General features: G+C 52.9%; 22 protein-coding genes. 16 read left to right on the top strand and 6 right to left on the bottom strand.

Translation table 11 applies throughout. From position 1 onward, the window contains the following. Positions 1-20: 20 nt before the first annotated feature. Entirely contained in the window at positions 21-1,676 is a 1,656-nt protein-coding gene (sgrR, locus tag OGY08_RS08805; RefSeq protein WP_048214950.1) for an HTH-type transcriptional regulator SgrR, read from the bottom strand. Positions 1,677-1,775: 99 nt separating this feature from the next. On the opposite strand from sgrR, the gene sgrT reads away from it, so the two are divergent. The 5 genes from sgrT to idnR all read left to right on the top strand — a co-directional run bounded on the left by sgrT (position 1,776) and on the right by idnR (position 6,651). Then, the gene (sgrT, locus tag OGY08_RS08800; protein WP_020996233.1) at positions 1,776-1,904 is read left to right on the top strand and encodes a glucose uptake inhibitor SgrT; all 129 of its coding nucleotides are present in this window, start codon (positions 1,776-1,778) and stop codon (positions 1,902-1,904) included. Positions 1,905-2,012: 108 nt separating this feature from the next. Beyond that, positions 2,013-3,191 (top strand): sugar efflux transporter, encoded by a 1,179-nt coding sequence (locus OGY08_RS08795; RefSeq protein ID WP_125362741.1) that lies wholly within the window; start codon positions 2,013-2,015, stop codon positions 3,189-3,191. A gap of 278 nt (positions 3,192-3,469) precedes the next feature. Continuing rightward, positions 3,470-4,234, top strand: a complete 765-nt coding sequence (gene idnO / locus OGY08_RS08790) for a gluconate 5-dehydrogenase (RefSeq protein WP_079935003.1) — start codon at positions 3,470-3,472, stop codon at positions 4,232-4,234. 58 nt (positions 4,235-4,292) lie between these two features. Then, positions 4,293-5,576 (top strand): MFS transporter, encoded by a 1,284-nt coding sequence (locus tag OGY08_RS08785; RefSeq protein WP_003829574.1) that lies wholly within the window; start codon positions 4,293-4,295, stop codon positions 5,574-5,576. Positions 5,577-5,658: 82 nt separating this feature from the next. Further along, positions 5,659-6,651, top strand: coding sequence for a DNA-binding transcriptional regulator IdnR (idnR, locus tag OGY08_RS08780; RefSeq protein ID WP_125362740.1), 993 nt, complete (start codon positions 5,659-5,661; stop codon positions 6,649-6,651). Positions 6,652-6,696: 45 nt separating this feature from the next. On the opposite strand, the gene leuD is transcribed toward idnR, so the two are convergent. From leuD to leuL, 5 genes are all read right to left on the bottom strand, one after another. Further along, positions 6,697-7,302 carry a 3-isopropylmalate dehydratase small subunit gene (gene leuD, locus OGY08_RS08775; protein ID WP_003829572.1) on the bottom strand — a complete coding sequence of 202 codons (606 nt, stop codon included), beginning with the start codon at positions 7,300-7,302 and terminating at the stop codon, positions 6,697-6,699. Between the two features lie 10 nt (positions 7,303-7,312). Continuing rightward, positions 7,313-8,713, bottom strand: coding sequence for a 3-isopropylmalate dehydratase large subunit (gene leuC, locus OGY08_RS08770; RefSeq protein WP_125362739.1), 1,401 nt, complete (start codon positions 8,711-8,713; stop codon positions 7,313-7,315). 2 nt (positions 8,714-8,715) lie between these two features. Then, positions 8,716-9,807 carry a 3-isopropylmalate dehydrogenase gene (gene leuB, locus OGY08_RS08765; RefSeq protein ID WP_003829570.1) on the bottom strand — a complete coding sequence of 364 codons (1,092 nt, stop codon included), beginning with the start codon at positions 9,805-9,807 and terminating at the stop codon, positions 8,716-8,718. Further along, positions 9,807-11,378 carry a 2-isopropylmalate synthase gene (leuA, locus tag OGY08_RS08760; RefSeq protein ID WP_008786191.1) on the bottom strand — a complete coding sequence of 524 codons (1,572 nt, stop codon included), beginning with the start codon at positions 11,376-11,378 and terminating at the stop codon, positions 9,807-9,809. The genes leuB and leuA overlap by 1 nt, the downstream gene beginning before the upstream one ends. A 90-nt stretch (positions 11,379-11,468) precedes the next feature. Next, positions 11,469-11,555 (bottom strand): leu operon leader peptide, encoded by an 87-nt coding sequence (gene leuL, locus OGY08_RS08755; RefSeq protein WP_048998978.1) that lies wholly within the window; start codon positions 11,553-11,555, stop codon positions 11,469-11,471. 654 nt (positions 11,556-12,209) lie between these two features. On the opposite strand from leuL, the gene leuO reads away from it, so the two are divergent. From leuO to mraY, 11 genes are all read left to right on the top strand, one after another. Continuing rightward, positions 12,210-13,157, top strand: coding sequence for a transcriptional regulator LeuO (gene leuO, locus OGY08_RS08750; protein ID WP_020996231.1), 948 nt, complete (start codon positions 12,210-12,212; stop codon positions 13,155-13,157). 318 nt (positions 13,158-13,475) lie between these two features. Further along, complete coding sequence (gene ilvI, locus OGY08_RS08745; protein ID WP_125362738.1) at positions 13,476-15,200, top strand: acetolactate synthase 3 large subunit; 1,725 nt, start codon at positions 13,476-13,478, stop codon at positions 15,198-15,200. 2 nt (positions 15,201-15,202) lie between these two features. Beyond that, positions 15,203-15,694, top strand: a complete 492-nt coding sequence (gene ilvN / locus OGY08_RS08740; protein WP_003829566.1) for an acetolactate synthase small subunit — start codon at positions 15,203-15,205, stop codon at positions 15,692-15,694. A gap of 264 nt (positions 15,695-15,958) precedes the next feature. Beyond that, positions 15,959-16,963 (top strand): catabolite repressor/activator, encoded by a 1,005-nt coding sequence (cra, locus tag OGY08_RS08735; RefSeq protein WP_003018794.1) that lies wholly within the window; start codon positions 15,959-15,961, stop codon positions 16,961-16,963. Positions 16,964-17,575: 612 nt separating this feature from the next. Then, positions 17,576-18,034, top strand: coding sequence for a division/cell wall cluster transcriptional repressor MraZ (gene mraZ, locus OGY08_RS08730; RefSeq protein WP_003018792.1), 459 nt, complete (start codon positions 17,576-17,578; stop codon positions 18,032-18,034). Position 18,035: 1 nt separating this feature from the next. Continuing rightward, positions 18,036-18,977 (top strand): 16S rRNA (cytosine(1402)-N(4))-methyltransferase RsmH, encoded by a 942-nt coding sequence (rsmH, locus tag OGY08_RS08725; RefSeq protein ID WP_003018789.1) that lies wholly within the window; start codon positions 18,036-18,038, stop codon positions 18,975-18,977. Further along, complete coding sequence (ftsL, locus tag OGY08_RS08720; RefSeq protein ID WP_000625651.1) at positions 18,974-19,339, top strand: cell division protein FtsL; 366 nt, start codon at positions 18,974-18,976, stop codon at positions 19,337-19,339. The genes rsmH and ftsL overlap by 4 nt, the downstream gene beginning before the upstream one ends. Positions 19,340-19,354: 15 nt before the next feature. Continuing rightward, positions 19,355-21,121 carry a peptidoglycan glycosyltransferase FtsI gene (gene ftsI, locus OGY08_RS08715; RefSeq protein ID WP_003829538.1) on the top strand — a complete coding sequence of 589 codons (1,767 nt, stop codon included), beginning with the start codon at positions 19,355-19,357 and terminating at the stop codon, positions 21,119-21,121. After that, the gene (gene murE, locus OGY08_RS08710) at positions 21,108-22,595 is read left to right on the top strand and encodes a UDP-N-acetylmuramoyl-L-alanyl-D-glutamate--2,6-diaminopimelate ligase (protein ID WP_125362737.1); all 1,488 of its coding nucleotides are present in this window, start codon (positions 21,108-21,110) and stop codon (positions 22,593-22,595) included. The genes ftsI and murE overlap by 14 nt, the downstream gene beginning before the upstream one ends. Further along, entirely contained in the window at positions 22,592-23,950 is a 1,359-nt protein-coding gene (murF, locus tag OGY08_RS08705) for a UDP-N-acetylmuramoyl-tripeptide--D-alanyl-D-alanine ligase (protein ID WP_125362736.1), read from the top strand. Before murE ends, murF begins: the two co-directional genes overlap by 4 nt. After that, entirely contained in the window at positions 23,944-25,026 is a 1,083-nt protein-coding gene (gene mraY / locus OGY08_RS08700) for a phospho-N-acetylmuramoyl-pentapeptide-transferase (RefSeq protein WP_003018774.1), read from the top strand. Before murF ends, mraY begins: the two co-directional genes overlap by 7 nt. Positions 25,027-25,028 lie beyond the last annotated feature (2 nt).

The following is a 25,028-nucleotide window of genomic DNA, read 5'->3' as shown; positions in this document are numbered from 1 at the left end:
CAGCAATTAAGAGCTGGCTCTTATGGATCCGGCGGAGCAAACCACGCCGATTTAAAATCAAACCAGCCGAGGGTATTCATGCGCAGCCCGCGCATGCTTCGCTGTCCCTGAATGATCAGCCAGTGGTGGATCAACGGCACAATGGCCTTTGTGGCGAGCAGCTGTTGGCACCATGCCGCCAGGCTCATTTCGCCCGTTCGCCAGCGAGCCGCATCGTTTTCCCAGTCACGCGAGATACAGTTTTGCAGCAAAGGGACTTCGCACAAATGGGCGAACAGTGAGAAGTCCAGCGGGAGGGTAAAGTTGGCGCTGTTGAGCCAGATATCGCTGACGATTTCACCTGCATGCCATTGATCGTAGTCGATCTCCTGAATATTCAACTGTACCTGATGCTGCGCCAGCAACGTTTTCATGATCTGCGCGATAATCCGGTGTTCGATATGATCGCGATAGTAGGTGATTGTCAGCGTTTCCAGCCCGGCGGGTTTTTCACCATGGCCTGGTTTGGCGTGATGCCAGCGGGGAAGCAAACCGTAGGCGGGAAACCACAACCGCTGGTACTGTTCATCGGCGTGGCAGATTAAATTTGTTGGCGAGAGAACGCGGCTTGCCCACTCGCGAACCTCCTGATTAGCGCCACGGTGGCTACGCGCATCAAACAGCAGGTAGTAGCAGCCTTCTTCGAGGCGGCTTTCGATCGCCTTTTCATCCTCTGTGGGGCCTTTTAGCGTCAACCCGCCGCCAGGCTCTTCTCCGATATCGGGTAATACCCAAACGTTAACTTCGTCGATCAAGGCCCGGTAGCCAAAGTAATCATCAAATGCATGAATTTTCAGTTGGTTATTGGTGTTGCGCATTACCGCATACGGACCGGTACCAATCGGGTGACTGGAGAAGTTGTTTAGCGTTTCCCATTCTCGCGGCAGGATCATGGCGGGGACCTGCCCCAATAGCCAGGGAAGCCAGCGATCTGGCTGGGCCAGATGGATATCCAGCGTCCAGGCCGTGGGAGAGACGATCTGCGTGATGTGTGAGTACAGCGGCAGGGCGTTAATGCGCCTCAGCGAGGCGATAACATCTTCCATTTCCAGCTCGCGGCCATGATGAAAATGGATCCCCGGGCGCAGGAAGAATCGCCAATGCAAAGGTGAAATTTGCTGCCAGTGATGAGCAATGTCCGCTTCCAGTTCCCCATTTTCCTCATTTACCCGAATTAAGGCACTGAAGATTTGCCGGGCGATATGGGTTTCGGAGCGGCGTAATGCCGTGCCGGGGAGCAGGTTGTGCATGGGGCGATAATAGAGAACGCGCATGATATGCCGACCTTGGCGAAAGCTGCGGCCCAAGTGGGAGACCAGCATTTGCCGTACGGCCGTTTTGTCACCGACAAGCTGCACTAGTTGATCGATGCGATCCTGTTCCAGTAGGTCTTCCGCGCGCTGCTGCTGGAGCGCCAGCCCGGTATAGAGGAATGTCAGTCGCGAGCGTTTACCTCGTCCAACTTCAGCTTCCCACGTTAACCAGCCACGATCCTGCATGGTATTAAGCAGCGTACGCATATGGCGGCGCGAGCAGCTCAGCAGATCCGCCAGCTCGTTGAGCGTCGTGTCTTGCGTCTTGCCGTCACAGCATTGCCACAGACGGATGAACTGTTGTTGCAAACGACCAGAAGACATAAAAGGGGAACTCCTGCGGAAAACTCAGCAATTTTATAATCCCTATATTAAGCCAATAATAGATTCCGATGAAGCGATGAGACAACGAAGGGGTCATCTATGCGTCAGTTCTGGTTGAAGTACTTTACCGCGACAGAAAAATCGTCCTGGTTGGCTTGCCTGAGTGCCCCGCAGCGCTTAAAGATGCTCGAAGAGCTGATGCAGTGGGAGATGACATCTGACTCCTGAATTGGAAATTGCAGACATCATGTGTGACTGAGTATTGGTGTAAAATCACCCGCCAGCAGATTTTTTCTGCTGGCTTTTTTCGTATCAGCCCAGCCAATAGGGATAACAATGCTCTGGATTATGACCATGGGACGGCGCCTCAACGGCGTTTACGCGGCATTTATGCTGGTCGCTTTTATGATGGGCGTGGCGGGGGCATTGCAGGCACCCACGCTGAGTCTGTTCCTGAGCCGTGAAGTCGGGGCGCAGCCATTTTGGGTCGGGCTGTTTTACACCGTCAATGCGATTGTCGGGATCGTCGTCAGCCTTGGCCTCGCGAAACGATCCGACAGCCAGGGCGATCGACGTAAGTTGATCATGTTCTGCTGCCTGATGGCAATTGGCAATGCGTTGCTGTTTGCCTTTAATCGTCACTATCTTACGCTGATCACCTGCGGTGTGCTGCTGGCCTCGCTGGCGAACACCGCCATGCCGCAGCTGTTTGCGCTGGCGCGGGAATATGCTGATAACTCCGCGCGTGAAGTGGTGATGTTTAGCTCGGTGATGCGTGCGCAGCTTTCACTGGCCTGGGTAGTTGGCCCACCGCTGGCTTTTATGCTGGCGCTGAATTACGGCTTTACGGCGATGTTTTCCATTGCCGCAGGGATTTTTGCCATTAGCCTGGTGCTGATTGCGCTGATACTGCCGTCAGTTGCTCGGGTGGAGCAGCCTGTAGACGTGCCGCTGGAACAGACCGGTGGTTGGCAGGACAAAAATGTGCGTATGTTGTTTATTGCCTCCACGCTGATGTGGACCTGCAACACCATGTACATCATCGATATGCCGCTGTGGATAAGCCTCGAACTGGGCTTGCCGGACAAGCTGGCCGGGATTCTAATGGGGACGGCGGCTGGGCTGGAAATTCCGGCGATGATTCTTGCGGGCTATTACGTGAAGCGCTTTGGCAAACGGCGAATGATGATCGCGGCCGTAGCGGCAGGTGTGCTGTTTTATCTTGGTTTGATCTTCTTTCACAGCCGTACGGCGCTGCTGGTGCTGCAACTGTTTAACGCGGTATTTATCGGTATTATCGCCGGGATAGGCATGCTGTGGTTTCAGGATCTGATGCCCGGACGTGCGGGATCAGCGACTACATTATTTACCAACAGTATTTCAACGGGAGTCATTCTGGCAGGGGTGATTCAGGGGGCTGTTGCGCAAAGCTACGGTCACTCTGCCGTCTATTGGGTGATTGCGGTGATTTCGGTGGTGACGCTGTGGATGACTGGTCGGGTGAAGGATGTTTAGTCCGGTGCAGTCCCGGCGTTGCAGTGCTCGACCGGGCGACATTTCGTATTCGCTTTTGTCGTTTTTGTAGGCCGGATAAGGCGTTTACGCCGCCATCCGGCAACCTGTCCTTACGGCCTGATCGCGTTACGCTTATCAGGCCAATCCCTCTTTTTTTCATCTTGCACGTAAATGCAATGTTGATCACATAACGATCATTTTCCTCTTCCTGGATCTTCTTTTTTCTACTGTTACGCGTATACAGTTACGCGTAACAGTTATTAAAAAAGGAGTTTCTTATGAAGAACCTATTCGACCTGACCGGTAAACGCGCGCTGATTACCGGTTCCGCTCAGGGCATTGGTAACCTGCTGGCCAACGGTCTGGCGGCGCACGGTGCTGAGATTGTGATTAACGATATTACCCAGCAGCGCGCTCAGGCGGCGGCGGACAAACTGGTGACCGAAGGCTATCGCGCCGTTGGCTATGGATTTGATGTCACCAACGGGGAAGAGGTTGCGCGCGCCATCGCGCAAATCGAAAAGGAAGTTGGGGCCATTGATATTTTAATTAACAACGCCGGAATTCAGCGTCGTTTTCCCTTCACCGAATTCCCGGAGGCTGAATGGGACAAAGTGATTGATGTAAACCAGAAATCGGTCTTTCTGGTGTCGCAGCAGGTTTCCCGCTACATGGTGCAACGCCGCCGCGGGAAGATTATTAATATCTGCTCAATGCAAAGCGAATTAGGTCGTAAAACCATTACTCCATACGCGGCGTCAAAAGGTGCGGTCAAAATGTTAACCCGTGGCATGTGCGTGGAACTGGCGGAATACAATATTCAGGTCAATGGCATTGCTCCCGGCTATTTCGCCACCGACATGACCACCGCGCTGGTCAACGATGAAGCATTCTCCGCCTGGCTGTTCCAGCGCACGCCCGCCGCTCGCTGGGGTAACCCGGAGGAGCTGATCGGCGCGGCGGTTTATCTTGCCGCGCCCGCTTCTGACTTTGTGAATGGGCATCTTCTGTTTGTGGACGGCGGCATGCTGGCCGCGGTCTGATCAATAATGGGCCGCAACGCGCGGCCTGAGCGATAAAACAATAATCCAAGGAGTGAGTATGAATATGCTCGCAAAACTGCCAGCGCGTCGCTGGTGGTATTTAATGCCGATTATTTTTATTACCTACAGCTTAGCTTATCTCGACCGCGCCAATTACGGCTTTGCCGCTGCCGCCGGTATTGAACATGACTTAGGGATTACTCAGGGAACAGCATCGTTAATTGGCGCGTTATTCTTCCTGGGCTATTTCTTTTTCCAGGTGCCGGGCGCGATGTACGCCGTAAAGCATAGCGTGCGCAAAATGATTTTTTACAGCCTGATCCTTTGGGGGCTTTGTGCCGCGGCGACCGGCTTTGTCAGCAATATCCCAACGCTGATGGCGATCCGCTTTATTCTCGGCATCGTCGAAGCGGCGGTAATGCCCGCGATGCTGATTTATATCAGCAACTGGTTTACCAAAACTGAACGCTCGCGCGCCAACACCTTTTTAATTCTCGGCAACCCGGTCACAGTGCTGTGGATGTCGATTGTCTCCGGCTACCTGATTGAAGCCTGGGGCTGGCGCGAAATGTTTATTATCGAAGGTATCCCGGCGGTGATCTGGGCGTTCTGCTGGGTGATTCTGGTACGGGACAAACCGGCGGATGCGGGCTGGTTGAGCGAGCAGGAGAAACAGGCATTACAGCAGGCGATGGATCGCGAGCAGCGCGACATCAAACCGATGCGTAACTACGGTGAAGCGATGCGTTCACGCAGCGTCATTATGCTTTGCGCGGTGCATGCGCTGTGGAGCATCGGGGTGTATGGCTTCATGATGTGGATGCCGTCAATCCTCAAAAATGCGGCGCAGATGGACATCGTGGCGGTGGGCTGGCTGGCAGCGGTACCGTATCTGGCGGCGATCTGCCTGATGCTGACCGTCTCCTGGCTGTCCGATAAGTTCCAGAACCGTAAGCTGTTTATCTGGCCGCTGCTGTTGATTGCCGCCATCGCGTTCTTTGCCTCGTGGCTGTTGGGCAACCAGTCCTTCTGGCTCTCCTACGCGCTGCTGGTTGTGGCCGCCGCCTGTATGTATGCGCCTTACGGGCCGTTCTTTGCGCTGATCCCCGAACTGCTGCCGCGCAACGTCTCCGGCGTGTCGATGGGGATGATCAACAGTTTTGGCGCGTTAGGAGCATTCCTCGGCGCGTGGCTGGTGGGTTACCTCAACGGTGTGACCGGCGGGCCGGGCGTCTCCTACACCTTCATGGCGATTGCTCTGCTGGCGTCGGTGGTGCTGATGTACTGCGTTCGTGCGCAAAATGAAACCACGTCGCCGTCGGCTGAGATGGCTACGCGTTAAGGTTGAGCGAGGAGTGCAGTCGCTAACCGGCTGTGATAAGGTTCTCTGCGAGCATAATGGGCTGTTGGTCGTAGAGAACCTCATGAAAAACAATCGGATGACATTACAGGATATCGCTAATCTGGCCGGGCTGAATAAGATGACGGTCAGCCGTTATCTGCGTGACCCGAATCAGGTGTCGCAACGCAGCCGCGAATTGATTTCGAAAGTGATGGAAGAGAACAACTACATCCCCAATCGCGCCCCGGAAATTCTGCTCAACGCACGCAGCAAAACCATTGGTGTGCTGATCCCCTCGTTTCGTAATCAGATCTTTGCCGACGTGCTGGCAGGGATTGAATCCGTCACCTCGGCCTGCCAGTACCAGACGCTGATCGCCAACTACGAATATGATGCCGAGCGTGAAGAACGCGAGGTGCTGAACCTGCTCTCTTACAATATCGACGGCCTGATCCTCACGGGAAAGCTGCATACAGAGCGAATGATCCAGTACGTGCGCGCCAGTGGCGTACCGGTGGCGGAACTGATGGATATTAGCGGCCAGTATCTTGATATTCAGGTTGGGTTTGATAACGAAAAAGCCGCGTTTGAAATGACGCAGGCTTTTATCGACAGCGGTAAACGCAGCATTGCTTTCTTTGGCTCGATGGATGACCCCCGAGACCTTAGCCGTTTTCGAGGCACCGAGAAAGCGCTGGCGGCGCAGGGACTGGAAGCGTACCACCTGGCGCCAAAAACTATTTCGTCGGTGGCGCTGGGCCGCAAGATGTTCCAGCAGGCGATGGCGGAAAAGCCGGATATTGACGCCATTTTCTGTACCAACGATGACCTGGCGGTTGGCGCGCTGATGGAGTGTCAGGCACAGCAGTACGATGTGCCGGGAAAAATGGCGATTGCCGGTTTCCATGGGCTGGAAATTGGCCGTGCGCGGCTGCAAAAAATCGCCAGCGTGATTACGCCACGCTTTGAGATTGGCAAAACTGCGGCGGATATTCTGATTAAGCGTTTGAACGGGAAAGATGCGCCGGGCAGCGTCAATCTTGGCTACCAAATCTATTACGGCGATACGCTGTAGGCGAAGAGAAGGGGCTGGCCACCGTGCGGTGACCAGCGGGAGATATTACTGCATAAATGCTGGCTGCTTGTCTTCGTACTCGGTGATGGCCGCTTCATGTTGCAGCGTCAGCCCGATGCTGTCCAGACCGTTCAGCATGCAGTGACGGCGGAAGTCGTCAATTTTAAAGCTGTAGGACTTATCGCCTGCTTTCACCACCTGCGCTTCCAGATCCACTTCAAATTTAATGCCCGGATTGGCTTTCACCAGCGCGAACATTTCATCTACCTGCGCGTCGCTCAGGGTCACCGGCAACAGTTGGTTATTGAAACTGTTGCCGTAGAAGATGTCGGCGAAGCTTGGTGCGATCACCACTTTAAAGCCGTAATCGGTCAGTGCCCACGGCGCATGTTCGCGTGAAGAGCCGCATCCAAAGTTTTCCCGTGCGAGCAGAATTGATGCCCCTTTATATTCCGGGAAGTTTAAAACGAACTCAGGATTCGGCTGTTGGCCCTTTTCGTCCAGGAAACGCCAGTCGTTAAACAGATGGGCGCCAAAACCGGTGCGCGTAACCTTCTGCAAAAACTGTTTAGGGATAATTGCGTCGGTATCAACGTTGGCGGCATCCAGTGGGACAACCAGGCCGGTATGCTGGGTAAATTTCTCTGCCATGGTAGTTTCCTTATTTGATGCTGCGAATGTCGGCAAAATGACCGGTTACGGCGGCAGCGGCGGCCATGGCCGGGCTGACTAAATGCGTGCGACCACCGCGGCCCTGACGACCTTCAAAATTACGGTTGCTGGTGGATGCGCAGCGTTCGCCTGGGTTCAGGCGGTCATTGTTCATCGCCAGGCACATGGAACAGCCCGGTAAACGCCATTCAAAACCGGCTTCGATAAAGATCTTATCCAGACCTTCTGCTTCCGCCTGCGCTTTCACCGGACCAGAGCCCGGCACCACCAGTGCCTGCACGGCCGGCGCAACTTTGCGCCCTTTGGCGATTTCTGCCGCGGCGCGTAAATCTTCAATACGCGAGTTGGTGCAGGAACCGATGAACACTTTATCGATAGCCACTTCCGTTAACGGAATACCCGGTTTCAGCCCCATATACGCCAGCGCTTTTTCAGCTGATGCACGCTCAACGGGATCGGCAAATGACGCCGGGTCGGGAATATTATCGTTCACCGAGATGACCTGACCCGGGTTTGTTCCCCAGGTGACCTGCGGAGCGATCTCTTCTGCCTGCAGGGTAACGACGGTATCAAACGTCGCGTTGTCGTCGGTTTTCAGGGTTTTCCAGTATGTAACCGCGTGGTCAAAATCCTCGCCCTTCGGTGCGTGTAAACGGCCCTGAACATAGTTAAAGGTCGTTTCATCCGGTGCGACCAGACCCGCTTTGGCGCCCATTTCAATGGCCATGTTGCACAGGGTCATCCGGCCTTCCATGCTCAATGCACGGATGGCTTCGCCACAAAACTCAACGACGTGTCCGGTACCGCCTGCGCTACCGGTTTTACCGATAATCGCCAGCACGATATCTTTGGCGGTAATGCCAGCGGCTGCTTTACCGTTGACTTCAATCTTCATGGTTTTGGCGCGCCCCTGTTTCAGGGTCTGCGTCGCCAGAACGTGTTCAACTTCAGAGGTGCCAATGCCAAATGCCAGTGCGCCGAACGCGCCGTGTGTAGCGGTGTGGGAATCGCCGCAGACGATGGTCATACCCGGCAACGTCACGCCTTGTTCTGGCCCCATCACGTGAACGATACCCTGATACGGATGGTTCAGGTCGTACAGCTCGACGCCAAATTCGTTACAGTTCTTAATCAGCTCCTGCATCTGGATGCGCGCCATCTCACCCGACGCGTTGATGTCTTTGGTTTGGGTCGAGACGTTGTGATCCATGGTGGCAAAGGTTTTAGCTGGCTGGCGCACCTGACGGCCATGCGCGCGCAGACCATCAAACGCCTGCGGAGAGGTCACTTCATGCACCAGATGCCTGTCGATGTACAACAGTGGGGTTTCGTTTTGCGCCTCAAAGACGACGTGCGCATCAAACAATTTTTCGTATAACGTTTTGGCCATGATTACACCCCTTCTGCGACGTAACGGGCAATGATGTCGCCCATTTCATCGGTACTGACTGCGGCAGCGCCACGGGCTAAGTCACCGGTGCGAATGCCTTCTTCTAATGCGCGGTTGATGGCGCTCTCAATTGCGGTTGCCGCATCATTGGCATCCAGGCTGTAGCGCAGCAGCAGCGCCAACGACAGGATCTGGGCGATAGGGTTGGCAATGTTTTTCCCTGCGATGTCCGGAGCGGAGCCGCCAGCAGGCTCGTACAAACCGAAGCCCTGCTCATTCAGGCTGGCGGACGGTAACATGCCCATTGAACCGGTGATCATGGCGCACTCATCAGACAGAATGTCACCAAACAGGTTAGAGCACAGCAACACGTCGAACTGGGATGGATCTTTAATTAATTGCATAGTCGCGTTGTCGATGTACATATGCGCCAGTTCAACGTCCGGGTATTCATTAGCAATTTCATTGACAATTTCGCGCCACAGAATAGACGTTTGCAGTACGTTAGCTTTATCAATCGACGTAACTTTACGGCGACGTTTGCGAGCGGATTCAAACGCGATACGCGCAATACGTTCGATCTCGAAACGGTGATAAACCTCGGTATCAAAGGCTTTTTCATGTTGTCCGCTGCCTTCGCGGCCTTTTGGTTGACCGAAGTAAATCCCGCCAGTCAGTTCGCGTACGCACAGGATGTCGAAACCGTTCGCGGCAATATCTGCGCGCAGAGGGCAAAACGCTTCCAGCCCCTGGTAGAGCTTAGCCGGGCGCAGGTTGCTGAATAATTTGAAGTGCTTACGCAATGGCAGCAGTGCGCCACGCTCTGGCTGCTGGTTTGGCGGTAAGTTTTCCCATTTCGGGCCGCCAACGGAGCCAAACAGAATGGCGTCAGCTTGTTCACAGCCTTCAACCGTTGCAGGTGGCAGCGGCTGACCGTGGTTATCGATAGCGGCACCACCCACGTCGTAGTGGCTGGTGGTAATGCGCATATTAAAGCGGTTGCGGATTGCGTCCAGTACCTTCAGGGCTTGCGCCATTACTTCCGGGCCAATACCGTCACCCGGCAAAACAGCAATATGATAATTCTTCGACATCACACGGTTTCCTTGTTGTTCTCGTTGTTCTGAGCTTTGCGTTGCAATTCTTTTTCGACTTCTTCGGCGCGCCAGATGTTGTTCAGCACATGCACCATCGCTTTAGCAGAAGATTCGACGATATCTGTCGCCAGACCGACGCCGTGGAAACGACGACCGTTATAGTTGGCAACGATATCCACCTGACCCAGCGCATCTTTACCGTGCCCTTTGGCGGTCAGGCTGTATTTCACCAGTTCGATGTTGTACTCAGTTACACGGTTGATGGCCTGATAAATAGCATCGACCGGACCGTTACCGTTCGCCGCTTCGGCTTTGACTTCGTCACCGCAGGCCAGCTTGACGGAGGCGGTGGCGATGTCGTTTGAGCCGGACTGCACGCTGAAGTAATCCAGACGGAAATGCTCTGGTTCTTCCTGCTGTTTATTAATGAAGGCCAGCGCTTCCAGGTCGTAATCAAATACCTGACCTTTTTTATCCGCCAGTTTCAGGAATGCGTCATACAGGTTGTCCAGGCTGTATTCATTTTCTTTATATCCCATCTCATCCATACGGTGTTTCACCGCGGCGCGTCCGGAACGGGAGGTCAGGTTCAGCTGTACCTGGTTCAGACCAATTGATTCAGGCGTCATGATTTCGTAGTTTTCACGGTTTTTCAGTACGCCGTCCTGATGGATGCCGGAGGAGTGGGCAAAGGCACCGCTGCCGACAATGGCTTTGTTTGCCGGAATGGGCATGTTGCAGATTTGGCTGACTAACTGGCTGGTACGCCAGATCTCCTGGTGATTGATGCGGGTCTGTACATTCAGGATATCTTTACGCACCTTGATCGCCATGATCACTTCTTCCAGTGAGCAGTTACCGGCGCGTTCGCCGATACCGTTCATCGCGCCTTCCACCTGACGCGCTCCGGCGTGAACGGCTGCCAGCGCGTTGCCGACGCCCAAACCTAAATCATCATGGGTGTGTACGGAGATGATGGCTTTATCGATATTTGGTACGCGTTCATACAGGCCAGAAATGATTGCCCCAAATTCGAAAGGCATGGTGTAACCGACGGTATCGGGGATGTTAATGGTTTTGGCACCCGCGTTAATAGCAGCTTCAACAACGCGAGCCAGATCGGCGATAGGGGTACGGCCTGCATCTTCGCAGGAGAACTCCACGTCATCGGTATAATTACGCGCACGCTTAACCATGTAGACCGCGCGCTCAATGACCTCATCCAGCGTACTGCGTAATTTCGTCGCGATGTGCATCGGCGAGGTGGCGATAAACGTATGAATACGGAAAGCTTCAGCGACTTTCAGCGATTCTGCTGCGACGTCGATATCTTTTTCTACGCAGCGTGCTAAGGCGCAAACGCGGCTGTTTTTAACCTGACGAGCAATGGTCTGAACTGACTCAAAGTCGCCCGGTGAAGAAACGGGGAAACCTACTTCCATCACGTCAACGCCCATACGCTCAAGGGCCAGCGCAATCTGCAGTTTTTCTTTCACACTCAGGCTTGCCTGTAACGCCTGTTCACCATCGCGTAAGGTGGTATCGAAAATAATGACTTGCTGGCTCATGGTTTAGGTCCTTGGTTTCTTAGGGCGCCTTGCTTCGAGCATAAAAAAACCCGCGCAACGGCGCGGGTTTTTGTCTTAACTGGAGCTGACTTAATGCTGAATGTCGTCCACCAGTCTACCGCGCAATGAAGATGCGTTTAGTAGTAGTAGACCGTTAAAACGAGCAATGTAAGTCATCAATTAAGCTCCAGGCGAATGCGATATGCTTTTAGTGGTACTGGATATGAAGACTGATGTCAACCCTCACCCCAGCAAATGCCTTACTTAAGGGGAGAAGTTTCTGCAAAACTTAAGCGAATTGTGCTGAATTTTTCGGAGTACATAAAATTAATCAGTTGATGGTTGTACATACTTTTCATGGTTTGACATATTTGAGCATAATTATTTGCATTTATTGTAACGGCGAACTGAAGAAAAGGTCGCTCTTGGGATTTCATATCTTTATGATTTATCTGTTTTTATAGTAATCGTGAATGGCTATGGACAGTGTAACACCACATAATTGATAAATTAATGTTAACTTTTAATGTATTAATAATATAAACATTTAATTAAAACTTAAATACGTATTCACGATACGTATGATTGTATATTCGCCATGCTTATGGTTATATTGTTTTTGAAATTTAAACATATGAATCACCGTGCAGTGACACCTGCCACACTGCGCTCGCATTGGTTTTTTGTTCATTTAGGTTTGTGCCTTTATGTTTTCCTAATTTTAATGTTTTTTCTTTTTCTCATCTTATATGTATGGTAAATCATATTAACGGAGATTATTTCTTCACTCCGTCTGGGAAAAGGGAGTTTAGAGTGACAGTGGAGTTAAATATGCCAGAAGTAAAAATAATAGATAAAACAAATATTATAGATATGGGGAAGCCACAGCTTCGCATGGTTGATCTTAATTTATTAACCGTCTTTGATGCGGTGATGCAAGAACAAAACATTACCCGTGCCGCACATACTTTGGGGATGTCCCAACCCGCTGTCAGTAATGCGGTCGCGCGCCTGAAAGTGATGTTTAATGATGAGCTTTTTGTTCGTTATGGACGCGGTATCCAGCCGACAGCAAGAGCTTTCCAGCTATTTGGTTCTGTTCGCCAGGCATTGCAATTAGTGCAAAATGAACTGCCTGGATCGGGTTTTGAGCCAGCCAGCAGCGAGCGCGTATTCAATCTTTGCGTATGCAGCCCATTGGATAATATTCTGACGTCGTTGATTTATAATCGGGTTGAGCAAGTTGCACCAAACATTCATGTCGTATTTAAATCTTCACTCAATCAAAATACAGAGCATCAATTACGTTACCAGGAAACAGAATTCGTTATTAGCTATGAAGAATTCCGTCGTCCTGAATTTACCAGTATTCCGTTATTCAATGACGAAATGGTGTTAGTCGCAAGTAAAAAGCATCCGCGCATTAGTGGTCCGTTACTGGAAAGCGATGTCTATAATGAACAGCATGCGGTGGTGTCACTTGATCGCTTCGCATCATTCAGCCAACCGTGGTATGACACACCGGATAAACAATCCTGCGTAGCTTATCAGGGCATGGCATTAATTAGCGTTCTTAATATTGTGTCGCAAACGCATTTGGTCTCTATTGCGCCGCGTTGGTTAGCAGAAGAATTTGCCGATTCTTTAGAACTACAGATCTTACCTTTACCGTTAAAATTGAACAGCCGCACATGCTATCTTTCCTGGCATGAAGCCGCGGGCCGGGATAAAGGACATCAATGGATGGAAGAGCTGTTAGTCTCCGTTTGTAAGCAGTAGCACTTGGCAGAGTAAACCGGACAATACATCCTGTTTATTCTGCTTTTGTCTTTATAACTGAAATTTTATGCTGAACTCTATTTTTTACGTCTGTCCAAAAGTGTCAAAAAATAGAGTAATTGCTGTAAGTTCCCATTTTTAAGCGATTATTTATCATACTGATTGCTTATGCTGGTTTAATTCTCCGTTTATTCGCGTCTTTCCTCCTTTTTATTCTTATTTACTCCAGTGACACCCCTTCGGAGTCAATTGCCATGCGTCATCGTCAGCGGTTAATGTGTTGTTAAACCGTAATTCATTATAAGAGTGAGGCAAGCCATGGAGATGTTGTCTGGAGCCGAGATGGTCGTCCGATCGCTCATCGATCAGGGTGTGAAGCAGGTATTCGGTTATCCCGGGGGGGCCGTTCTCGATATTTATGATGCGCTGCATACGGTCGGCGGTATTGATCATGTGCTGGTTCGCCATGAACAAGCGGCGGTACATATGGCTGATGGCCTGGCGCGTGCCACGGGAGAAGTGGGGGTCGTATTAGTTACCTCCGGACCGGGGGCGACCAACGCGATTACCGGAATCGCAACGGCTTACATGGATTCCATTCCGCTGGTGATCCTCTCCGGACAGGTCGCAACGTCGCTGATTGGCTACGATGCCTTCCAGGAGTGCGACATGGTAGGTATATCCCGCCCGGTGGTAAAACACAGCTTCCTGGTCAAACAAACGGAAGATATCCCACAGGTGCTGAAAAAAGCCTTCTGGCTGGCAGCAAGCGGTCGTCCTGGGCCGGTGGTGGTGGATTTGCCGAAGGATATTCTGAATCCGGCGAAGAAACTGCCTTATAGCTGGCCGGACTCGGTAAGTATGCGCTCGTATAATCCGACGACGACGGGGCATAAAGGACAGATCAAACGGGCGCTACAGACGCTGGTTGCGGCGAAGAAACCGGTTGTCTATGTGGGCGGTGGCGCGGTCAATGCTGCTTGCCATGAGCAGTTAGCTCAGATTGCTGAAGAGCTGAATCTGCCGGTTGTCTCCTCGCTAATGGGGTTGGGCGCGTTTCCGGCCACGCATCGTCAGGCGCTGGGCATGTTAGGGATGCACGGTACCTACGAAGCGAATATGACCATGCATCATTCCGATGTGATCTTTGCTGTCGGCGTTCGCTTTGACGATCGAACGACGAATAACCTGGCAAAATATTGTCCGAATGCGACCGTGCTGCATATCGACATCGATCCGACCTCTATTTCTAAAACCGTTACTGCGGATATTCCGATTGTGGGTGATGCCCGTCTGGTGCTGGATCAAATGCTCGAACTGCTGGAGCAAGAGAAATCACAGCAGCCACTGGATGATAACCGTGACTGGTGGCAACAGATTGAGCACTGGCGCGCCCGTCAGTGTCTGAAATACGACACGCAAAGCGAAAGCATTAAGCCGCAGGCGGTGATTGAAACCATCTGGCGTCTGACGAAAGGGGAGGCGTATGTGACCTCTGACGTTGGCCAGCATCAGATGTTTGCCGCACTTTATTATCCGTTCGATAAACCGCGTCGCTGGATTAACTCAGGCGGCCTCGGCACGATGGGATTCGGTTTACCTGCGGCGTTAGGGGTGAAAATGGCGTTGCCGGATGAAACGGTAGTGTGCGTCACCGGGGATGGCAGCATTCAGATGAACATCCAGGAGCTGTCGACGGCGCTGCAGTATGAACTGCCGGTGCTGGTGCTCAACCTTAACAACCGTTATCTCGGCATGGTCAAACAATGGCAGGACATGATCTACTCCGGGCGTCACTCCCAGTCTTACATGCAGTCGCTGCCCGATTTTGTGCGCCTTGCTGAGGCTTATGGGCATATCGGTATCCAGATTAATCATCCAGATGAACTGGAGAGCAAGCTGGGTGAAGCGCTGGAGCATGTGCGTAACCATCGCCTGGTGTTTGTCGACGTCACCGTCGACGGCAGTGAGCATGTCTACCCGATGCAGATTCGTGGGGGCGGGATGGATGAAATGTGGCTAAGCAAAACGGAGAGGACCTGATTATGCGCCGGATATTATCAGTATTGCTGGAAAATGAGTCGGGTGCATTGTCGCGGGTGATTGGCCTCTTCGCCCAGCGTGGATACAACATTGAAAGCCTGACCGTCGCGCCGACCGACGACCCCACCTTATCGCGGATGACGATTCAGACGGTAGGGGATGAGAAAGTCCTTGAGCAGATCGAAAAGCAGCTCCACAAACTGGTGGATGTTCTGCGCGTTAGCGAGCTGGGGCAGGGTGCCCATGTTGAACGAGAAATCATGCTGGTGAAAATCCAGGCCAGCGGTTATGGCCGGGAGGAGGTGAAACGCAACACGGAGATTTTCCGCGGGCAAATCATCGACGTGACGCCGTCTATCTACACCGTACAACTGGCGGGCACCAGCGACAAGCTGGATGCGTTTCTGGCAACCTTGCGTGAAGTCGCCAAAATTGTGGAAGTTGCTCGTTCCGGTGTGGTGGGACTCTCCCGTGGCGATAAAATTATGCGCTAATCGTCAACCGTAGGCCTGGTAAGCAAAGCGCTATCAGGCCTCATCGTGGAGGTCATGCCGGATAGCGGCATAAACGCCTTATCCTGCCTGCAGGTAACGAACCCGCTTTCGCTGATGCTACCTGCTGCGCTTTTTTTTGCGAAATCAGCAGTAACCAGAGACAAAAGCGGTTGCCGCAGTCATTATTCTGCGCTTAGATGTTAAGAAGTTTAACCCATGCCATCTAAAAGGTTATGGTTTGTACATTTTACGCAAGGGGCAATTGTGAAACTGGATGAAATCGCTCGGTTGGCCGGCGTTTCGCGAACGACTGCAAGCTACGTTATTAATGGCAAAGCAAAGCAATATCGCGTAAGCGACAAAACGGTTGAAAAAGTCATGGCGGTGGTGCGTGAGCATAATTACCACCCGAATGCCGTGGCGGCTGGGCTGCGTGCTGGACGCACACGTTCTATCGGGCTGGTGATCCCGGATCTTGAGAACACAAGCTATACCCGGATCGCAAACTATCTGGAACGCCAGGCGCGTCAGCGTGGGTATCAGCTGTTGATTGCCTGCTCTGAAGATCAGCCGGATAACGAAATGCGCTGTATTGAGCATCTTTTACAGCGCCAGGTCGATGCCATTATTGTGTCGACTTCATTGCCGCCTGAGCATCCGTTCTACCAACGCTGGGCAAACAGTTCATTCCCGATTGTGGCGCTGGACCGTGCACTGGACCGCGAACATTTTACCAGCGTTGTGGGTGCGGATCAGGATGATGCCGAAATGCTGGCAGAGGAGTTACGCAAATTCCCTGCTGAAACCGTTCTCTATCTGGGCGCGCTTCCTGAATTATCCGTCAGTTTCCTGCGCGAGCAGGGTTTTCGTACCGCGTGGAAGGACGATCCGCGTGAAGTCCATTTCCTGTACGCCAACAGCTATGAGCGGGAAGCGGCTGCGCAGCTGTTTGATAAATGGCTGGAAACGCACCCAATGCCTCAGGCGTTGTTTACCACGTCGTTTGCCCTGTTGCAGGGCGTGATGGATGTGACCCTGCGTCGTGATGGGCAACTGCCGTCTGATTTAGCGATTGCGACTTTTGGCGATCACGAACTGCTCGACTTCCTGCAGTGCCCGGTACTGGCAGTGGCACAGCGCCATCGTGATGTCGCAGAACGCGTGCTGGAGATTGTACTGGCAAGTCTGGACGAACCGCGTAAACCAAAACCAGGTTTAACGCGTATACGGCGTAATCTGTACCGTCGCGGTATTCTCAGCCGTAACTAAGTTTCCTCAATTGATGACGTCGGCGGGATAAGCCTCTGACGTCTTCAATTTTTCTATTCTCAGAAATAACCGCATTATATTTAAGAATATTCTTTAGAATTATCTGAAATCATTCTTGAAATACCCCGAATTAAAAATGCAACTATCCATTTTTGGGTTATTGATACGTAACGACGCGTTACGCTTGTATTATTTTGTTACATGCTTGTATGGATTTGCCGAATTAACAAACACTTTGCTCTCGTATTGCGGCCATCTGGTGCTTACCTCGGCTCTGCGCGGCGTACAGACCGATTAACTGGTACTGTTAACTCGCTGCATATTGTCCTAAAATGCCGCTCGCGTCGCAAACTGACACTTTATATTTTCTTTGGATGATATTCAGTTGTTTTAAACAATGATGAGTTGTTGGATTTTTTTCTTACAAATATTCATGACGTTAATTTGCTTCGTTTGCTGTACGGAATTTGTTCAACGCTGATATTAGCCGTAAACAATGGGTTTTTTGCTCCGCTAAGCGCCGCGACTTGCTTGACAAGGTTTTCCTCCGCTCCGTAAACTCCTTTAAGTGGGAATTTGTGGGATAAAGTGGTAATTGGGGGTGAGACTGGCATGTTCCGGGGAGCAACGTTAGTTAATCTCGACAGTAAAGGGCGCTTATCCGTGCCTACCCGTTATCGGGATCAACTGCTTGAGAGCGCTACCGGTCAAATGGTTTGCACCATTGACATCCATCACCCGTGCCTGCTGCTGTACCCCCTGCCTGAATGGGAAATAATCGAGCAGAAGCTATCGCGTCTGTCGAGCATGAATCCAGTTGAGCGTCGCGTACAGCGCTTATTGTTGGGTCATGCCAGCGAATGTCAGATGGATAACGCTGGTCGATTACTGATAGCACCCATTCTGCGGCAACACGCAGGGCTAACGAAAGAAGTGATGCTGGTTGGGCAGTTCAATAAGTTTGAGCTGTGGGATGAAACGACCTGGTATCAACAGGTCAAGGAAGATATCGACGCTGAGCAGTCTGTTACTGGCGCGTTGTCGGAACGATTGCAGGATTTGTCTCTATAAAATGACGGAAAATTATAAACATACAACGGTGTTGCTGGATGAAGCCGTAAACGGCCTGAATATTCGTCCAGACGGCATCTACATTGACGGGACATTTGGTCGCGGCGGTCACTCACGTCTGATCCTCTCCCAGCTTGGCGAAGAGGGACGTTTACTGGCAATCGATCGCGATCCGCAGGCTATTGCCGTTGCAAAAACGATTACCGATCCCCGTTTCTCCATCGTACATGGACCTTTCTCTGCGCTGGCTGACTATGTCGCCGAGCGTGGACTGACCGGTAAGATCGACGGGATTCTTCTCGATCTCGGCGTTTCTTCACCGCAGCTCGATGACGCAGAGCGCGGTTTCTCGTTTATGCGTGACGGTCCGTTAGATATGCGTATGGACCCAACACGCGGTCAGTCAGCGGCCGAATGGCTGCAAACCGCCGATGAAGCAGACATTGCCTGGGTGATTAAAACCTTTGGCGAAGAGCGCTTTGGCAAACGCATTGCGCGCGCCATCGTGGAGCGCAACCGCATCGAACCGATGACCCGCACCAAAGAGCTGGCGGAAGTTATTGCAGCGGCAATGCCGGTGAAGGACAAATTCAAACATCCCGCGACCCGTACCTTCCAGGCGGTGCGCATTTGGGTGAACAGTGAACTGGAGGAGATAGAGCAGGCGCTAAAAAGCTCGCTCAGCGTGCTGGCTCCAGGTGGTCGCCTTTCGATCATCAGTTTCCATTCGCTTGAAGACCGCATTGTGAAACGCTTTATGCGTGAACAAAGCCGTGGTCCTCAGGTACCGGCTGGAATACCGATGACCGAAGCGCAGATCAAAAAGCTGGGCGGCCGTGAGTTAAGAGCACTAGGCAAGATGATGCCGGGTGAAGAAGAGGTAGCTGAGAATCCTCGTGCCCGTAGTTCAGTTCTGCGTATTGCAGAGAGGACGAACGCATGATCAGCAGAGTGACAGAAGCCCTCAGCAAAGTTAAAGGATCGATAGGAAGCAACGAGCGCCATGCCTTGCCTGGCGTGATCGGTGACGATCTTTTGCGGTTTGGGAAGCTGCCACTCTGCCTGTTCATTTGCATTATTTTGACGGCGGTTACCGTCGTGACAACAGCACACCATACGCGGTTACTGACTGCGCAGCGTGAGCAGCTGGTTCTGGAGCGAGATGCGCTGGATATCGAATGGCGCAACTTGATCCTTGAGGAGAACGCGCTCGGCGACCATAGCCGTGTTGAACGGATCGCAACGGAAAAGCTGCAAATGCAGCATGTCGATCCCTCACAAGAAAATATCGTAGTACAAAAATAAGGATAAACGCGACGCATGAAAGCAGCGGCAAAAACGCACAAACCAAAACGCCAGGAAGAACAAGCCAACTTTATCAGTTGGCGTTTTGCGTTACTGTGCGGCTGTATTTTGCTGGCACTGGGTTTTCTGCTGGGGCGCGTTGCCTGGCTGCAAATCATCGCGCCGGACATGCTGGTGCGTCAGGGTGATATGCGCTCTCTACGCGTCCAGGAAGTGTCTACATCACGCGGAATGATTACCGACCGCTCTGGTCGCCCGCTGGCGGTGAGCGTTCCGGTTAAAGCGATATGGGCCGACCCGAAAGAAGTACATGATGCAGGCGGCGTGAGCGTTGGCGAACGCTGGAGAGCGCTGTCAACCGCGCTGAATCTCCCGCTCGATCAACTGGCTTCCCGCATTAACGCCAACCCGAAAGGGCGCTTCATCTATCTGGCGCGTCAGGTAAACCCTGACATGGCCGACTACATCAAGAAACTGAAGCTGCCAGGTATCCACCTGCGCGAAGAATCCCGCCGTTACTATCCTTCCGGAGAAGTGACTGCTCACCTCATCGGCTTTACTAACGTCGACAGCCAGGGGATTGAAGGCGTAGAGAAGAGCTTCGACAAGTGGCTCACCGGACAACCGGGCGAACGTATTGTACGTAAAGACCGTTATGGCCGCGTCATTGAAGATATCTCCTCTACCGACAGCCAGGCGGCGCATAACCTCGCGTTGAGCATTGATGAGCGTTTACAGGCACTGGTCTACCGTGAACTGAATAACGCCGTGGCGTTCAACAAGGCGGAGTCAGGCAGTGCGGTACTGGTGGATGTAAACACCGGTGAAGTGCTGGCCATGGCCAACAGTCCGTCCTACAACCCGAACAATCTCACCGGTACGCCAAAAGACGCGATGCGTAACCGTACCATCACCGACGTGTTTGAACCGGGTTCTACCGTTAAACCGATGGTGGTGATGACCGCGCTGCAGCGTGGCGTGGTTCGCGAAAATACCGTCCTCAATACTATCCCTTACCGAATTAATGGTCACGAAATCAAAGACGTGGCGCGTTATAGCGAATTAACCCTCACCGGGGTTTTGCAGAAGTCGAGTAACGTCGGTGTTTCCAAGCTGGCGTTAGCGATGCCGTCCTCAGCGTTAGTAGATACTTACTCACGTTTTGGGCTGGGAAAAGCGACCAATTTGGGGTTGGTCGGAGAACGCAGTGGCTTATATCCTCAAAAACAACGGTGGTCTGACATAGAGAGGGCCACCTTCTCTTTCGGCTACGGGCTAATGGTAACGCCGTTACAGTTAGCGCGAGTCTATGCAACGATCGGCAGCTACGGCGTTTATCGTCCACTGTCGATTACCAAAGTTGACCCTCCTGTTCCGGGTGAGCGTATCTTCCCGGAAGATACCGTGCGTACCGTCGTGCATATGATGGAAAGCGTGGCGCTGCCGGGCGGCGGCGGCGTGAAGGCGGCGATTAAAGGCTATCGCATCGCTATTAAAACCGGTACAGCGAAAAAAGTAGGGCCGGATGGCCGCTACATCAACAAATACATTGCTTATACCGCAGGCGTTGCGCCTGCGAGTCAGCCGCGCTTCGCGCTGGTTGTTGTTATCAACGATCCGCAGGCGGGTAAATACTACGGTGGCGCCGTTTCCGCGCCGGTCTTTGGTGCCATCATGGGCGGCGTACTGCGCACCATGAACATCGAGCCGGATGCGCTGACAACGGGCGATAAAAATGAATTTGTGAATAATCAAGGCGAGGCAACAGGTGGCAGATCGTAATTTGCGCGACCTTCTTGCTCCATGGGTGCCGGGTGCACCGGAGCGAGCACTGCGGGAGATGACGCTTGACAGCCGTGTGGCTGCATCAGGCGATCTCTTTGTCGCGGTATTGGGTCATCAGGCGGACGGGCGTCGGTATATCCCGCAGGCGATAGCGCAAGGTGTGGCTGCCATTATTGCAGAAGCAAAAGATGAAGCTACTGATGGTGAAATCCGTGAAATGCATGGCGTTCCGGTCATCTATCTCAGTCAGCTTAACGAACGTTTATCTGCACTGGCGGGCCGTTTTTACCACGAGCCTTCTGAGAAAATGCGTCTGGTCGGTGTAACCGGGACTAACGGTAAAACCACCACCACCCAATTGCTGGCCCAGTGGAGCCAACTGCTTGGCGAAACCAGCGCGGTAATGGGAACAGTAGGTAATGGCCTGCTGGGCAAAGTGATCCCGACGGAAAATACCACCGGTTCAGCCGTTGATGTCCAGCATGTGCTGGCGGGGCTGGCTGCGCAGGGCGCAACGGTTGGCGCGATGGAAGTCTCTTCACACGGCCTGGTTCAGCATCGCGTGGCGGCGCTGAAGTTTGCCGCATCAGTATTTACTAACTTAAGCCGCGACCATCTCGACTACCACGGCGACATGGAACATTACGAAGCCGCGAAATGGCTGCTGTATTCCACGCACCATTGCGGTCAGGCCATCGTCAATGCGGATGATGAAGTCGGTCGTCGCTGGCTGGCGAAACTCCCGGATGCGGTTGCCGTTTCGATGGAAGACCACATCAACCCGAACTGTCATGGTCGTTGGTTAAAAGCGGTTGACGTGAAGTATCACGACAGTGGGGCAACGATTCGTTTTACCTCCTCATGGGGCGACGGCGAAATTGAAAGCCGCCTGATGGGGGCGTTTAACGTCAGCAATCTTTTGCTGGCGCTGGCAACGCTGTTGGCACTGGGCTATCCGTTAGCTGATTTACTGAAAATGGCGACACAATTGCAGCCGGTTTGCGGACGTATGGAAGTGTTCAGCGCGCCGGGTAAAACCACCGTGGTGGTTGATTACGCCCATACGCCAGATGCGCTGGAAAAAGCGCTGCAGGCGGCACGTCTGCACTGTACTGGCAAACTGTGGTGCGTCTTTGGCTGCGGCGGCGATCGCGATAAAGGCAAACGTCCGTTGATGGGCGCAATCGCCGAGCAGTTTGCAGATGTTGTCGTGGTGACTGATGACAACCCGCGTACCGAAGAGCCGCGCGCCATTATTAACGACATTCTGGCGGGTATGCTGGATGCCGGACAGGCGAAGGTGATGGAAGGGCGCGCAGAAGCCGTGACAAACGCCATTATGCAGGCGAAAGAAAACGACGTGGTGCTGGTGGCCGGGAAAGGTCACGAAGATTACCAGATCGTCGGCTCGCAGCGTCTCGACTATTCTGACCGCGTGACCGCAGCGCGTCTGCTGGGGGTTATCGCATGATTAGCGTAACGCTCAGCCAACTGGCGGAGATCCTCCGTGGCGAACTGAAAGGGGCCGATCTGACCCTTGATGCCGTAACAACCGATACGCGTAAAGTGACGCCGGGCTGCCTGTTTGTGGCGCTGAAAGGCGAACGCTTTGATGCCCATGATTTTGCAGACAAAGCGCAAGAGAGCGGGGCGGGTGCGCTGCTGGTCAGCCGCCCGTTGAACACCAACCTGCCGCAGCTCATTGTTAAAGATACGCGTCTGGCGTTTGGTGAACTGGCGGCGTGGGTTCGCGCTCAGGTTCCGGCGCGCGTTGTCGCGCTGACCGGCTCATCCGGTAAAACGTCCGTCAAAGAGATGACGGCTGCCATTCTGAGCCAGTGTGGTAACACCCTATATACCGCGGGCAATCTGAATAACGACATCGGCGTACCGATGACGCTGCTGCGCTTAAATAACGATTACGACTATGCCGTGATTGAGCTCGGCGCCAACCATCAGGGCGAAATCGCCTGGACCGTCGGCCTGACGCGTCCGGAAGCGGCGCTGGTGAACAATCTGGCCGCCGCGCACCTGGAAGGTTTCGGCTCTCTGGCGGGCGTTGCGAAGGCAAAAGGTGAGATTTTTACCGGCCTTTCTGCGAACGGTATCGCCATTATGAATGCCGACAACAACGACTGGTTGAACTGGCAAAGCATCATCGGCGAACGCAAAGTCTGGCGCTTCTCCCCGAATGCGGCCAACAGCGACTTTTCTGCTACCAACGTTCATGTGACCTCGCATGGCACAGAATTTTCTCTGCAAACGCCGACCGGAAGCATTGATGTCCTGCTGCCGTTGCCGGGTCGCCACAATATCGCTAACGCCCTTGCGGCGGCGGCGCTTTCTATGGCGGTAGGCGCGACGCACGAGGCGATCAAAGCGGGTTTGAAGGATCTGCAAGCGGTACCGGGACGTCTGTTCCCGATTCAACTTGCAGAAAATCAGCTGTTGCTGGATGACTCCTATAACGCGAACGTCGGTTCGATGACCGCAGCGGTGCAGGTGCTGTCTGAAATGCCGGGCTATCGCGTATTGGTCGTTGGCGATATGGCAGAGCTTGGCGCAGAAAGTGAAGCATGCCATGTACAGGTAGGTGTTGCTGCGAAAGCAGCAGGTATCGACCGCGTACTGAGTACAGGAAAACTGAGTCAGGCAATTAGCGACGCCAGCGGCGTTGGCGAACATTTTGCGGATAAAAGCGCGCTGGCCGCGCATCTTAAAGCATTGATTGCAGAACATCAGGTCATGACGATTTTAGTGAAGGGTTCACGTAGTGCCGCCATGGAAGAGGTAGTACGCGCATTACAGGAGAATGGGACATGTTAGTTTGGCTGGCCGAACATTTGGTCAAATATTATTCCGGCTTTAACGTCTTTTCCTATCTGACGTTTCGCGCCATCGTCAGCCTGCTGACCGCGCTGTTCATCTCTTTGTGGATGGGCCCGCGCATGATTGCCCGCTTGCAAAAAATGTCCTTTGGACAGGTTGTACGTAACGACGGTCCGGAATCGCACTTTAGTAAACGTGGTACGCCAACCATGGGCGGGATCATGATCCTCACCGCGATTGTTATCTCCGTTCTGTTGTGGGCATATCCGTCGAACCCGTATGTATGGTGCGTGCTGGTGGTATTGATTGGCTACGGCATTATCGGTTTTGTCGATGACTACCGCAAAGTGGTGCGCAAAGATACCAAGGGGTTGATTGCCCGCTGGAAGTACTTCTGGATGTCGGTGATTGCGCTGGGTGTAGCCTTTGCGCTGTACCTCGCCGGTAAAGATACCCCGGCTACCGAGCTGGTGGTGCCGTTCTTTAAAGATGTCATGCCGCAATTGGGGCTGTTCTACGTGCTGCTGGCGTACTTCGTTATTGTGGGTACTGGCAATGCGGTAAACCTCACCGATGGCCTGGATGGTCTGGCGATTATGCCGACCGTGTTCGTGGCCGCAGGTTTTGCGCTGGTGGCATGGGCTACAGGTAACATGAACTTTGCCAACTACCTGCACATTCCCTATTTACGCCATGCCGGTGAACTGGTGATCGTCTGTACGGCGATTGTCGGTGCGGGGTTAGGCTTCCTGTGGTTTAACACCTATCCGGCGCAGGTCTTTATGGGCGACGTCGGTTCTCTGGCGCTGGGCGGCGCGCTGGGCATTATTGCCGTGCTGCTGCGTCAGGAATTCCTGCTGGTAATTATGGGCGGCGTATTTGTTGTGGAAACGCTGTCGGTCATTCTGCAGGTTGGCTCCTTTAAGCTGCGCGGACAGCGCATCTTCCGTATGGCGCCGATTCACCATCACTATGAACTGAAAGGCTGGCCGGAACCGCGCGTAATTGTGCGCTTCTGGATTATTTCGCTGATGCTGGTGCTGATTGGCCTGGCAACGCTGAAGGTACGTTAATC

Origin of the sequence: Citrobacter sp. Cpo069 (assembly GCF_030332785.1) — a bacterium.
Classification (GTDB): Bacteria; Pseudomonadota; Gammaproteobacteria; order Enterobacterales; family Enterobacteriaceae; genus Citrobacter; species Citrobacter portucalensis.
This window is presented reverse-complemented; position numbering and strand designations above follow the sequence as displayed.